At 70.9% G+C, this 12,323-nt stretch carries 11 protein-coding genes; 4 read left to right on the top strand and 7 right to left on the bottom strand.

What is annotated here, in order from left to right; genetic code table 11:
• Nucleotides 1–202 precede the first annotated feature (202 nt).
• A complete protein-coding gene (locus tag CCN39_RS09710; protein ID WP_086840503.1) occupies nt 203–691 on the bottom strand; it encodes a DUF5130 family protein in 489 nt (162 codons plus the stop codon).
• The gene (ctaJ, locus tag CCN39_RS09705; protein WP_043777461.1) at nt 678–932 is read right to left on the bottom strand and encodes an aa3-type cytochrome oxidase subunit CtaJ; all 255 of its coding nucleotides are present in this window, start codon (nt 930–932) and stop codon (nt 678–680) included. The genes CCN39_RS09710 and ctaJ overlap by 14 nt, the downstream gene beginning before the upstream one ends.
• A gap of 278 nt (nt 933–1,210) precedes the next feature.
• Between ctaJ and CCN39_RS09700 the strand changes: the two genes are divergently transcribed.
• Nucleotides 1,211–1,582 (top strand): hypothetical protein, encoded by a 372-nt coding sequence (locus CCN39_RS09700; protein ID WP_086840501.1) that lies wholly within the window; start codon nt 1,211–1,213, stop codon nt 1,580–1,582.
• A gap of 158 nt (nt 1,583–1,740) precedes the next feature.
• On the opposite strand, the gene CCN39_RS09695 is transcribed toward CCN39_RS09700, so the two are convergent.
• The gene (locus tag CCN39_RS09695; RefSeq protein ID WP_086840499.1) at nt 1,741–2,238 is read right to left on the bottom strand and encodes an HNH endonuclease; all 498 of its coding nucleotides are present in this window, start codon (nt 2,236–2,238) and stop codon (nt 1,741–1,743) included.
• A gap of 358 nt (nt 2,239–2,596) precedes the next feature.
• On the opposite strand from CCN39_RS09695, the gene CCN39_RS09690 reads away from it, so the two are divergent.
• The 3 genes from CCN39_RS09690 to CCN39_RS09680 all read left to right on the top strand — a co-directional run bounded on the left by CCN39_RS09690 (nt 2,597) and on the right by CCN39_RS09680 (nt 5,623).
• Nucleotides 2,597–3,583, top strand: a complete 987-nt coding sequence (locus CCN39_RS09690) for a mechanosensitive ion channel family protein (RefSeq protein WP_434781098.1) — start codon at nt 2,597–2,599, stop codon at nt 3,581–3,583.
• 109 nt (nt 3,584–3,692) lie between these two features.
• A complete protein-coding gene (locus CCN39_RS09685; protein WP_086840497.1) occupies nt 3,693–4,076 on the top strand; it encodes a globin in 384 nt (127 codons plus the stop codon).
• Entirely contained in the window at nt 4,073–5,623 is a 1,551-nt protein-coding gene (locus CCN39_RS09680; protein WP_086840495.1) for a glycoside hydrolase family 13 protein, read from the top strand. The genes CCN39_RS09685 and CCN39_RS09680 overlap by 4 nt, the downstream gene beginning before the upstream one ends.
• On the opposite strand, the gene CCN39_RS09675 is transcribed toward CCN39_RS09680, so the two are convergent.
• From CCN39_RS09675 to CCN39_RS09660, 4 genes are read right to left on the bottom strand one after another with little or no spacing between them, the layout of a single operon-like run.
• On the bottom strand, nt 5,620–5,865 hold the full coding sequence (locus CCN39_RS09675) for a hypothetical protein (RefSeq protein ID WP_086840493.1): 246 nt from the start codon (nt 5,863–5,865) through the stop codon (nt 5,620–5,622). The two genes, CCN39_RS09680 and CCN39_RS09675, sit on opposite strands and share 4 nt — an antisense overlap.
• Nucleotides 5,866–5,918: 53 nt before the next feature.
• Entirely contained in the window at nt 5,919–6,554 is a 636-nt protein-coding gene (locus tag CCN39_RS09670; protein WP_086840491.1) for a DUF8010 domain-containing protein, read from the bottom strand.
• The gene (locus CCN39_RS09665; RefSeq protein WP_086840489.1) at nt 6,547–6,966 is read right to left on the bottom strand and encodes an acyl-CoA thioesterase; all 420 of its coding nucleotides are present in this window, start codon (nt 6,964–6,966) and stop codon (nt 6,547–6,549) included. Before CCN39_RS09665 ends, CCN39_RS09670 begins: the two co-directional genes overlap by 8 nt.
• Nucleotides 6,963–11,951 (bottom strand): NAD-glutamate dehydrogenase, encoded by a 4,989-nt coding sequence (locus tag CCN39_RS09660; protein ID WP_086840487.1) that lies wholly within the window; start codon nt 11,949–11,951, stop codon nt 6,963–6,965. Before CCN39_RS09660 ends, CCN39_RS09665 begins: the two co-directional genes overlap by 4 nt.
• Nucleotides 11,952–12,323: the final 372 nt, after the last annotated feature.

The raw sequence follows: 12,323 nt of genomic DNA, 5'->3' as shown, positions 1-12,323 counted from the left end.
TCAGCGGGCGGCAGACCGTGTCAAGGCACGCTTTCCCGCCTTGACACGGTCTGCCGCCCGCTGAACAATCCGGCGTTCGGGTCGGCGGAGAAACCGTTCGGGCTCGGCGGAGAAACCCGTTCGGGGTCGGCGGAATAACCCTGGTCCGAGCAAAGAAAAGAGCCCCACACCAAGGCGCAGGGCTCCTTCGAAGGCCAAAAGATCAGCGCGGCGCAGGACCCGCCTGGTCCGACAGCATCCGCAGCGCGTTCACCAGGCCGCTGACCAGTCCGCGGACCAGGTCACCCTCCTTGAACGACGCCACCATGCTCGCCACCGCCAGCTTGGCGCCGCGGTCCGGAAGACGCAGGTGCGCCGCCTTGCCCGTGACGATCTCGATCTTGCGCTCGCCCGGCGAGACCGCGATCAGGACCGAGTTGGCCGGGTCCGCCGTCGTCGCGTGCAGCTTCTCCGCCGTCTCGCGGCTCTCCGCCCCGAGCTCCCCGAGGTACAGGCTGAAGTCCAGGCCCGTCTCCCGCGAAGCGAACGTCAGGGCCTCGTCGAGGCGGGCCAGCTGGCGGGTGTTGAACGGCCCGGACGGCGCCTCCGGCTCGTACATCTTGGCCGCGGACACCCGTCCGGTGGCCATCAGGGCTTCGCCGTAGCCCAGCTCGGACTCGTCGACGCGCTTCGTCAGCTCACCAGTTGCCACGAGCGCCTCCCGCCGCGGTCGGGGCGCCCTCGGGCGCGCTGTTCTCGGTACCGGCGTGCCGGTGTCCCGTGCCCGCCCCTTCGGGGTTGGCGCTCCACCACATGGCCGGGTACTCCCAGGCCTGGCCGGACCGGTGCCGCGGGGCACCGCCGGACCTGCGCCGGAGCGTCAGCAGCCCGGCGAGGCCGTAGATGGCCAGCGGGATCACGGCGAAGACCACGATCGTCTCGACAACGTTCACGGCGGTGAGCGTATCGGATGACCTCCGCGGCCACCGCGCGCGGCGCACTCGACCGTTCGTCGTAAGCCGAGTGCCGTCCGCCGCTTGGCTCGCGGCCACTGGAACGTTGGGGCGAAGACCGTCGGGCCGAAAGGTTGCAACTCAACGTACAGGCGGCCGCACCCGCCGCTGTCGTCTTGTCGGGACCTTGAAATCCTCGTAGCTTTTTCACCTGTACGGGCCTTGCGCCCCGCTCCCCAGCCCCAGCAGGTAACGCACCGGTCCCAGGAGGCCTTGCCATGAACAGCGTCCAGACGCCCGCACAGGCGATCACCGAGACCTTCTCGTCACTCAGCGACATCGAATTCGTGCCCGGAACGCGTGTGACGGCGGGCACAAGGGTTACCCGGGGTACACGCGTCACTCGCGGTACACGGGTGACGGCGGGAACGCGCGTCACCATGGGCACCCGGGTGACGGCGGGCACGCGGGTCACCCGAGGGACCCGGGTCACCCGTGGCACGCGGGTCACGATGGGCACGCGTGTGACGGCCGGCACGCGAGTCACCTGCGGCACCCGCGTCACGCGAGGCACTCGTGTCACCCGCGGCACACGCGTCACCATGGGCACCCGCGTCACCTGCCAGAGCGACTACACGCTCGCTGCCTGACCCCGTACTCCAGGGCCGCGCACTACCTGAGCGCATCGCGCAAGCACCCGGCTCGCCCCGGCCGCCGCAAGGCAGCCGGGGCGCCGGCTTGTCCGGGGGTTGTCCGAGAGCCCCCGAGACAGCAGCACCCAGGCTCCGCCACCCGGGCCGTCAGCGCGTCAAGCGGCGGAGCCGAGATACGGCCGCCAGAGCGGATCGGCCTCCTTGGAGTGCGCGAGCAGCCGCCAGTGCGGGCCGTGGGGAGCCCGCGGGACGATCCGCAGCCGCCAGCCGATCTCCGAGAGCATCCGGTCCGCTTTGCGGTGGTTGCACTTGGCGCAACAGGCGACGCAGTTGGTCCAGCTGTGGGGGCCACCCCGGCTGCGCGGGACGACGTGGTCGATCGTCTCGGCCCGCCCTCCGCAGTAGGCGCAGCGGTACCGGTCGCGGTGCATGAGCCCGGCCCGGGTCAGCGGTACCTGCGCGCGATACGGTACGCGCACGTACGTGCTGAGGCGGATCACCGAGGGCACCGGCAGCGAAACCTTCGCCGAATGCAGCTCGATCCCGCCGGGGTCACCGTGGACCACTTCGGCCTTGCCGCACATCACGAGCACGACGGCGCGCCGCAACGGCAACGCGGTCAGCGGCTCGAACGTGGCGTTGAGCAGGAGCACCCGGCGCCGGCCCCAGGCCGGGGCAGCCGGATCCCGGCCTCTACTACGCTGTCCGGGCGGGCGGGTCACTCCCCCTGGGCGGGTCCCCGGCCCGGCCGGGACGGTTCCGCCGGATGCGGAACCCCCCGGATAGGCACGCAGAACCACCTCTGGCGCCTCGTCGGCCGTGGCTTGGCCGGAGACGCCGCGGGGGCTGGGTTGTCGGTCTGGCACTCGACCACCTCCAGGGGCGTAGGCATAGTCGACCACAGAACAGGCCCCCAGCGCACGTGTGTTACAAGACGTGTCACATCCGCGCGACCCAACATCCACTCGGCGTTGGGGCGGCCGACCCGATCGGAAGGATGAACGAACCCCCGTGCTCTCCCTGCTTCCCACCGCCGATCCGCCGTGCGTGAAGGACCCCAGCACGTTCTGCTACACGGTGTACGACGTCACGCACAACCTGTGGCTGGCGGGCTCGGCGAACTGGCTGATCACCAAGCCGGTCAAGATCCTGATGATCATCGTGATCGCGTTCCTGGTCCGCCTGATCCTGAGACGGCTGATCAACCGCGTCACGACGCTGCCGAAGTCGGGCGGCAAGCTCCCGTCGATGCTGCGTCCGCTGCGCGAGCGCGCCCCGGAGGTGCTCGGCTCCGCCATCATCGAACGGCGCCGCCAGCGCGCGATGACCATCGGCTCGGTGCTGAAGTCGATGGCGACGTTCCTGATCTACGGCCTGGCGTTCATCCTCGTGCTGGGCGAACTCGGCATCGACCTCGGGCCGATCATCGCGTCGGCCGGCATCATCGGCGTCGCGATCGGGTTCGGCGCGCAGAACCTGGTCAAGGACTTCCTGTCCGGGATCTTCATGATGGTCGAGGACCAGTACGGCGTCGGCGACGTCGTGGACGTCGGCGAAGCGTCCGGCACGGTCGAGTCCGTCGGGCTCCGGATCACGACGTTGCGCGACGTCAAGGGCACGGTCTGGTACGTCCGCAACGGCGAGGTCCTGCGCGTCGGCAACTCGAGCCAGGGCTTCGCGGTGGCGGTCGTGGACGTCCCCGTCGGCTACACGGCCGACGTCGAGCGCGCGACGACGGTGCTCGCGGACGCAGCGGTCACGGCCACCGAGAGCGAGGCGCTGAAGGACAACGTCCTCGAGCCGCCGGAGATGCTGGGTGTGGAAAGCGTCACACCGGAGGGTCTCTCCCTGCGCCTGACGGTGAAGGTGCGGCCGGGCAAGCAGTGGGCGGTGCAGCGGGCGCTGCGTGCCCAGCTGCTGGCGGCGCTGGAGGAGGCGGGCTTCGACCCGCCGCTCGGCCGGCTGTTCCCGCCCGCAGCCCCGGCGGCCGGGAAGTAGCGGCCGCGGGCGCCGTTACGCTGGGGAGCGGGTTCGCGACGAACCGGAACAGAGCGGACCGGGCGTCGGGAACCCGCACCCCAGGGGCAAAATGGAAGGCGTGTCTGCAGTGAGCGAACCGGCGAACCTCTACGAAGCGGTCGGCGGCGAACCGACCTTCCGCCGGATCGTCGGGCGGTTCTACGAGGAAGTCGCGCGCGACGAGATCCTCCGGCCCCTCTACCCCGAAGAGGACCTCGGGCCCGCCGAGGAGCGGTTCCGGCTGTTCCTCATCCAGTACTGGGGTGGCCCGCACACCTACTCCGACCAGCGCGGGCACCCGCGGCTGCGGATGCGGCACGCGCCGTTCAAGATCGGGCCGCTGGAGCGGGATGCCTGGCTGCGCTGCATCCGGATCGCCGTCGACGAGGAGAACCTGGAAGAGCCCTACCGCGGGCAGCTCTGGGCCTACCTGGAGATGGCCGCGCACAGCATGATGAACAGCTTCGTATGAACGACGGAGCCTGGTGGCGCGATGCCGTCTTCTACCAGGTCTACGTACGCTCGTTCGCCGACTCGGACGGTGACGGCGTCGGGGACCTGGAAGGCATCCACTCCCGGCTCGGTTACCTGGAGCTCCTGGGCGTCGACGCGCTGTGGCTGACGCCCTTCTACCGCTCCCCCATGGCCGACCACGGCTACGACATCGCCGACCCGCGGGACGTCGACCCCATGTTCGGCACCCTCGGCGACTTCGACGTGCTGCTGACCGAGGCGCACAAGCGCGGCATCAAGGTCACCGTCGACGTGGTCCCCAACCACACCAGCAACCAGCACGCCTGGTTCAAGTCGGCGATGGCCGCCGCGCCGGGCAGCCCGGAGCGCGAGCGCTACATCTTCCGCGACGGCGTCGGGCCGAAAGGCGAAGACCCGCCGAACAACTGGGTCAGCGCGTTCGGCGGCCCGGCCTGGACGCGGGTGCCGGACGGGCAGTGGTACCTGCACCTGTTCGCGCCGCAGCAGCCGGACCTCAACTGGGCCAACCCCGAGGTCGCCGCCGACCTGGAACGCACGCTGCGGTTCTGGCTCGAACGCGGCGTCGACGGCTTCCGCATCGACGTCGCCCACGGCATGGCCAAGCCGCCCGGCCTGCCGGACATGGACCCGCGCGCGGACGCGCTGGGGCCGAGCCACTACTACGACCCGCGGTGGGACCACGACGGCGTCCACGAAATCCACCAGATGATCCGCAAGGTGCTCGACGAGTTCCCGGACGCGATGGCGGTCGGCGAGATCTGGGTGACCGACGAGGAACGCCTGTCGCGCTACCTGCGGCCCGGCGAACTGCACCTGGCGTTCAACTTCCGGCTGGTGCTGACCCACTTCGACGCCGACGCCATGCGCACGGCCATCGAGCGTTCCCTGGCCGTCCCGGCCCGCACGGGCGCCCCGGCGACCTGGACGCTGGGCAACCACGACGTCTGGCGGCAGGTCAGCCGCTACGGCGGTGGCGCGGCCGGCGTGCGCCGCGCGCGGGCGATGGCGCTGGTCGAGCTCGCGCTGCCGGGCGCGGTGTACCTGTACAACGGCGAAGAGCTGGGGCTGGCGAACGTCGAGCTGTCCCCGTCGGACATGGCCGACCCGCGCGCGAAGACGAGCGGCGCCGAGTTCGGGCGGGACGTTTCGCGGGTGCCGCTGCCGTGGGAGGGCGACCTGCCGCCGTTCGGGTTCTCGCGGAACCCGCGCACGTGGCTGCCGATGCCGCCGGAGTGGGCCGGGCTGACGGTGGAGAAGCAGATCGAGGACGCGGACTCGACGCTTTCGCTCTACCGGCAGGCGATCGAGCTGCGGAAGACGCACTCGGCGTTCGGCGGCGACGAGCTGGAGTGGTACGGCGCTCCGGCCGGGTGTTTCGCGTTCCGGCGGCGCGGGGGCGGGCTGGTGTGCGCGCTGAACACCTCGGCGTCGCCGATCGCCTTGCCGCCGGGTGAGGTGCTGCTGTCGAGCAGTCCGCTGGTCGAGGGGAAGTTGCCCGCGGACTCGGCCGCCTGGCTCGTCTAGCTCTGGTTGCCCGAGCCGTCGTCGAAGGCGCCGCTCGCCAGCCACGCCACCAGGGCCGCGGCCTGGAGGTAGGGCGCCGCCTGGGCGGCCGCCCGGCCCGCCGCACGCGTGCGGCCCCACCTCTCAGGTCTTTCGGCGCGCTCCGGCGCCTGCTCGCCCGCCGGACGGTCCGTCCGCCACGGCGTCTCCTCGGTGCGCACACCTTCGAGGAAGTCCGCGGTCGGGTCTTCGTCCGGGCTCATGCCTCCAGCGTGCCACCGCCCGGCGTGCAGCGGTGGCCGCCGTAAGGACTTCGTCAGAACAACAGCGGCAACAGCGCGTGCCGGCGGCGCACGATCGCGCCGTAGCGCGCGTCCAAGCGCAGCCACGAGTCCGTCGCCGTCACGCGGACGACGTCACCGGGGACGTCCGAGTCCACGAAGCCCATGCCGGACATCGCGAAGAGGCAGCGCATCTGCACCTTGACCTCGACCGATCCGCCGCTCACGGTCAGCACCGCCTGGTCCATCAGCGACGCCGGCGGCGTGCCGTGCGGGCCCACGTTGTCCCTGGCCAGCGTCACGCCGCGGTCCGCCAGCTCGGACACCACCTGCGCCGGGAGCTCGTCGACCAGCGGCCAGCGGCCCGACGGCGGCAGTTCGCCGTGCCACAGCAGGTCGCGGGCCGGGCCCGGGTCCATCCGGGGGCCGCCCGCCACGGTCAGCGCCGCGAGCAGCTCGTTGCCGGACACCGTGACGTCGCCGGGCGTCACGTCCCCGGCCACCGCGCGGGTGGCCAGGCACTCGAACGGCGTCGCCGTCCAGGCCTCGACCACGCCGTCGCCACGCCGGCGCAGCCGGACGGCCGTCTGGCCGTCCAGCCGGACCGCGCGGGCGACGAAGGCGCCGAGGGTCTCCCGGTCGGCCGCGTCCGGCACGAACAACTCAGGCATCCGCGAACCCCTGCTTCAGAAACTCCGACTCGGCCGGGCTGAGCCTACGCGGCCGCAGTTCGACCGTGTCGTACGGCGCCAGCACCGTCTCCGCGGTGACCGCCACCGGGTCGTCCGCCGACGGCCCGCCGCGCACGCGGTAGGCCAGCGTGAAGCTGGCCGCGCGCAGCTCGGTCAGGTCGATGTCGATCCGCAGCTGCTGCCCGGACACCACGATCGGCCGCTTGTAGGCCACTTCGAGCCGCACCACGACGATGCCCTTCGGCAGCTGGTCGAGCCCGGCCGCGACGGCCTTCTCGAACAACAGCGGGATGCGCGCCTCTTCGAGCAGCGTCACCAGCTTCGCGTGGTTGATGTGGCCGTAGACGTCCATGTCCGTCCAGCGCGGGCGGACGTGCGCAACGTAGGTCACCGCACCGTGCTCCGGATCTGGCGGGCCGCCACCGACAGCGTCGCCAGGTCGAGCCGGCCGGACTTGGTGATCTCGTCGAGCGCGACGCGCGCCCGCTGCAGCCGGGAGGCGTTCGTCTTCTCCCACTGCGCGATCTTGGCGTCCCCGGACGAGCCGGGATCGCTGTGCCGCAACGCGTCGAGCGTGATCGCCCGCAGCGAGCCGTAGACGTCGTCGCGCAGCGAAAGCCGGGCGAGCGCGTGCCAGCGGTTGCCGCGTTCGAGCTTGCTGATCTCGGTGAGCATCTGGTCGATGTCCAGGTGCGCCGAGAGCGCGTAGTACAGCTCCGCCGTCTCGGCCGGGCTGTGCACCGCGTCCACGCCGATCTGCTGCTCGGCGAGCTCGGCCACCTCGGTGACGTCGAGCAGGCCGAAGGTGTGCAGCAGCAGCGACACCCGGCGGGCCAGCCCCTCCGGCACGTTCGCGGCGATCAGCTCGTTCACGTGCTTCTCCACCGACTCGGCCTCGCGGCCGCGCAGCAGGTCGCCGATGTTCGGGACGAGCTTGCCCAGCACCCGGCCGAAGCGCTTGATCTCCGACAGCGGCGCCAGCGGCTGCGGCCGGTTGGTGAGGAACCAGCGCGCGGCCCGGTCGAGCAGCCGCCGCGTCTCCAGCACCATCTCGTCGGCGACGTCGGTGTGCACGACGTTGTCGAGCGCGTCGATCTCCTTCCACAGTGCGGGGAGGTCGAACACCTGCGTCACCACGGCGTACGCGCGCACCGCGTCCGTCGCCGTCGCGTTCATCTCCTCCATCAGCCGGTAGACGAAGGAGATGCCGCCGCCGTCGACCACCTCGTTGGCGATCAGCGTGGTGATGATCTGGCGGCGCAGCGGGTGTTCGCCGATCGCCGAGCCGAACCGCTCGCGCAGCGGCTTCGGGAAGTACTCGGGCAGCCGGGCCGCGAAGACCTTCGAGTCGGGCAGGTCGCTGGCCAGCAGCTCGTCCTTCAGCTCCAGCTTGACGTGCGCGAGCAGCGTCGCCAGCTCCGGCGAGGTGAGGCCCTTGCCCGCCTTCTCCAGCTCGCGGAACTCCGAGTTGCTCGGCAGCGCTTCGAGCTTGCGGTCGAACGCACCGGCGGACACCAGCGCCTGGACCTGGCGCGCGTGCACCGACAGCATCGGCGCGGCGTGCGCGCGGCTGACGCCGAGGACGGCGTTCTGCCGGTAGTTGTCCTTGAGGACCAGCGCGCCGACCTCGTCGGTCATCTCTTCCAGGAGCTCGTTGCGCTGTTCGCGCTCCAGCTTGCCGGTCTGCACGAGGTGGTCGAGCAGGATCTTGATGTTGACCTCGTGGTCGGAGCAGTCGACGCCGGCCGAGTTGTCGAGCGCGTCGGTGTTGATCTTGCCGCCGTTGCGGGCGAACTCGATCCGGCCCAGCTGGGTCAGGCCGAGGTTGCCGCCTTCGCCGAACACCTTGACACGCAGCTGCTTGCCGTCGACGCGGATGGCGTCGTTGGCCTTGTCGCCCGCGGCGGCGTGCGTTTCGTTCTCCGCCTTGACGTAGGTGCCGATGCCGCCGTTCCAGAGCAGCTCGACCGGCGCCAGCAGGATCGCCTGGATCAGGTCCATCGGTGCCAGCGCGGTGACGCCGTCCTCGAGGCCGAGCGCCGTGCGGACCTGCGGGCTGATCGGGATCGACTTCGCCGTGCGCGGGTAGATCCCGCCGCCTTCGCTGATCAGCGACCGGTCGTAGTCGTCCCACGAGCTGCGCGGCAGGTCGAACAGCCGGCGCCGCTCCGCGAACGTCGCCGCGGCATCGGGGTTCGGGTCGAGGAAGACGTGCATGTGGTTGAACGCCGCGACGAGGCGGATGTGCTCGCTCAGCAGCATGCCGTTGCCGAAGACGTCGCCCATCATGTCGCCGATGCCGACCACGGTGAAGTCCTCGGTCTGGGTGTCCTTGCCCAGCTCGCGGAAGTGCCGCTTGACGCTCTCCCAGGCACCCTTCGCCGTGATGCCCATGGCCTTGTGGTCGTAGCCGACCGAGCCACCGGACGCGAAGGCGTCGCCCAGCCAGAAGCCGTACTTCGCCGACATCTCGTTCGCGATGTCGGAGAACTTCGCGGTGCCCTTGTCGGCCGCGACGACCAGGTAGGAGTCGTCGGCGTCGTGCCGGACGACACCCGGCGCGGGGACGGTCTTGCCCTCGATGCGGTTGTCGGTCAGGTCGAGCAGGCCGGAGATGAACATGCGGTAGCAGGCGATGCCCTCGTTGAGCTGGGCGTCGCGGTCGATGCTCGCGTCGCCGCTCGGGGCCGGCGGGCGCTTGACGACGAAGCCGCCCTTCGCGCCGACCGGCACGATCACCGCGTTCTTCACCGCCTGCGCCTTGACCAGGCCGAGGATCTCGGTGCGGAAGTCTTCGCGGCGGTCCGACCAGCGCAGGCCACCGCGCGCGACCTCGCCGAAGCGCAGGTGCACACCCTCGACGCGCGGCGAATACACGAAGATCTCGAACTTCGGCCGCGGTTCGGGCAGGTCGGGCACGCCGGCCGGGTCGAGCTTGATCGACAGGTATTCGCGGGGCGTCCCGTCGGCGCCGGTGACGTGGTAGTTCGTCCGCAGCGTGGCCCGGATGACGGCCATCAGGCGGCGCAGGATGCGGTCTTCGTCGAGGCTGGTGACCTCGTCGATCATCGCGTTCAGCTCGCTCGCCAGCGCGTCGGTGGCGGCCTCGCGGTCGGCCTCCGACAGCTCGGGCGCGAACCGGGCCTCGAACAGCCGCAGCAGCTTGGTCGCGACCTGCGTGTGGTTCAGCAGCGTGTTCTGGATGTAGTCCTGGGAGAACGCGCTGCCGGCCTGGCGCAGGTACCGCGAGTAGGCCCGCAGCACGCCGACCTGGCGCCAGGTGAGCCCGGCACGCAGGACGAGGCCGTTGAGGCCGTCGACCTCGGCGTCGCCCCGCCAGGCGGCCTCGAAGGCGTCCTGGAAGCGGCCGCGCAGCTCTTCGACGGCGTGCTCGTCGGACTCGTCGAGCATCTTCTGGTCGACGCGCAGGCCGAAGTCGTAGATCCAGCACGCGCCGCCGTCTTCGCGGTGCAGCTCGTACGGCCGCTCGTCGACGACCTCGACGCCCATGGCCTGCAGCACCGGGAGCACCTTCGAGAGCGTGACGCCCTCGCCGCGCAGGTAGAGCTTGAAGCGCCGCTCGCCCGGCGCGGAGTCGGCGGGCTCGTAGAACGACAGCGCGAGGTCGCCTTCGTCGGTCAGCGAGTCGAGCGACCGGAGGTCGGCCAGCGCCTCTTCGGCGGTGAAGTCCTCCTTGTAGCCCTCGGGGAAGACCATCGCGAAGCGCTGGCCCTGCTCGGTGGCCGATTCCTCGCCGACGATCCCGACCGCGACGCCGCCGTCGGCGCGTTCCCGGCGTTCGTCGAGGACCGCCTCGACCATCCGGTCGTCCCAGGTGCGGACGGCGTCGTTCAGCCGGTCCTGGATCTTGAGCGTGTCCGGCTCGAGCCGGCGCGCGGGGTCGGTGTGGACGACGAAGTGCACCTGCGCCAGGACGGTCTCGCCGATCCGGGCGCTGTATTCGAGCTGGGTGCCTTCGAGCTCTTCGAGCAGGACCTCCTGCATCGCCAGCCGCGAGCGCGTCGTGTAGCGGTCGCGCGGGAGGTAGACGAGGCAGGAATAGAAGCGCCCGTACGGGTCGCGGCGCAGGAACAGCCGCAGCCGGCGGCGGTCGGAGAGGGTGATCGCGCCGGTCGTCGTCGAGTACAGGGAGTCGGTGTCGGCGGAGAACAGGTCGGCGCGCGGCCAGTTCTGCAGGATTTCGAGCATCCGCTGGCCGGAGAACGACTCGATCGGGAAGCCGGCGCGGTGGATGACCTCGCGCACGCGCTTGCAGACGACGGGGATGTCGAGGACGTTCTCGTGTAGCGCGGTGGTGGTGAACATGCCGAGGAAGCGGTGTTCACCGGTGACGTTGCCCTCGGCGTCGAAGGTCTTCACGCCGACGTAGTACGGGTAGACCGGCCGGTGCACGGTCGAGGGCGCGCTCGCCTGGGTCAGCACCAGCAGCGTCGGCGCGAGGGCGGTGGCGGCGGTGTCCGGGCCGGCGGTGAGGCCGCGGGCGGCGAGGCTGTCCTGGCGCAGCACGCCGAGGCCGGAGGCGAGGACCGCGCGCAGGGCCGGCTCGTCGGTGTCCGGGTGGGGGTTGTCGATCAGTTCGTAGCGGCGGTAGCCGAGGAAGGTGAAGTGGCCGTCGGCCAGCCAGCGCAGCAGGCGGGCGCCCTCGGCGACCTCGCCCTCGGGCAGCCGCGGCGGGTCGGTCTCCAGTTCGCTCGCCAGCTGGCAGGCCGTCTGGGCCATCTTCTCGGCGTCTTCGACGACCTCGCGGACGTCACCCAGGACGCTGGAGAGCCGGTTGTCGAGCTCGCGCGCCCGGTTGCGGTCGGTGACGAAGTCGATCTCGATGTACATCCACGACTCGGCGGCCGAGTTCGCGGGCGGCTCGGCCGGGTCCGCGTCGGGGTGGACCTCGAGGAGTTCCCCGGTGAGGTCGCGGCTGACCACCACGATCGGGTGAACGATCCGCTGCACCTGCACGCCGTCGCGCGCGAACTCCGCGGCGATCGAGTCGACCAGGTACGGCATGTCGTCGGTGACGACCTGCACGACGGTGGCCTCGCGGGCCCACCCGTCTTCGGCGACGGTCGGGTTCAGCAGCCGCACGGCCGGGCGGCCGGGCATCCGCGACTTGGCCAGCTGCAGGTGCGAGCGAACGGCGCCGACCAGGTTGACGGGCTCGTCGCCGACGATTTCTTCGGGCGGGAGGTGCCGGTAGTAGAGCCGGATGAGCTCACCGATCTCCGGCGCCAGCCCGGCGGCGGAGTCGATCAGGTCGTCCCTGATCTGCTCCGGGCTGGCCGGGGAGCGCGACGCGCCGAATTCGGGTTCGGCGTCGGCTCCGGTTCCGGGTAGGGACGAGACTCCGGTCGAGCTCATTTGAGGCAACTCTCCAGTTTGCGTGAGGTGGCACCGCGCCGGTTCGGCGTTGAGCCGGCCACCCCACACTAATGCGCCGCGATCCGGGATCACATGAAGACCCGGAGGTTCCCCGAGGCGCGAAAACCCTTCCGGGGCATGGGATTCGCGGGATCGGTCAAGCTACTGACGGGTTGTCTTCGGCCCGGCTGCGCGGCGCTGACCAGCCGCGCACGCCGGGCGTTACCCGACGCGACGCCAACGTGATCGGTTCAGTTGATCAGGCCCGGCACCGCTCGGCGAACGGTGTCGGCCGGTCGGCGACGCCGGAGTGCGACGGATCCCACTGCGTTCGGGCGCGGACAGGTCGGCGACGAATCGGGGTGTCTCAGC

This window comes from Amycolatopsis kentuckyensis (genome assembly GCF_002155975.1).
Taxonomy (GTDB): domain Bacteria; phylum Actinomycetota; class Actinomycetes; order Mycobacteriales; family Pseudonocardiaceae; genus Amycolatopsis; species Amycolatopsis kentuckyensis.
Note: the sequence above shows the minus strand (reverse complement) of the source record. Positions and strands in the feature narration are given on the sequence as shown.

What these genes read in the sequence shown, in the direction of transcription:
- CCN39_RS09700 (WP_086840501.1), top strand. Translation starts at nt 1,211, where the DNA reads ATGAACAGCGTCCAGACGCCCGCACAGGCGATCACCGAGACCTTCTCG.
- CCN39_RS09680 (WP_086840495.1), top strand. Translation starts at nt 4,073, where the DNA reads ATGAACGACGGAGCCTGGTGGCGCGATGCCGTCTTCTACCAGGTCTAC.
- CCN39_RS09675 (WP_086840493.1), bottom strand. Translation starts at nt 5,865, where the DNA reads ATGAGCCCGGACGAAGACCCGACCGCGGACTTCCTCGAAGGTGTGCGC.
- CCN39_RS09670 (WP_086840491.1), bottom strand. Translation starts at nt 6,554, where the DNA reads ATGCCTGAGTTGTTCGTGCCGGACGCGGCCGACCGGGAGACCCTCGGC.
- CCN39_RS09660 (WP_086840487.1), bottom strand. Translation starts at nt 11,951, where the DNA reads ATGAGCTCGACCGGAGTCTCGTCCCTACCCGGAACCGGAGCCGACGCC.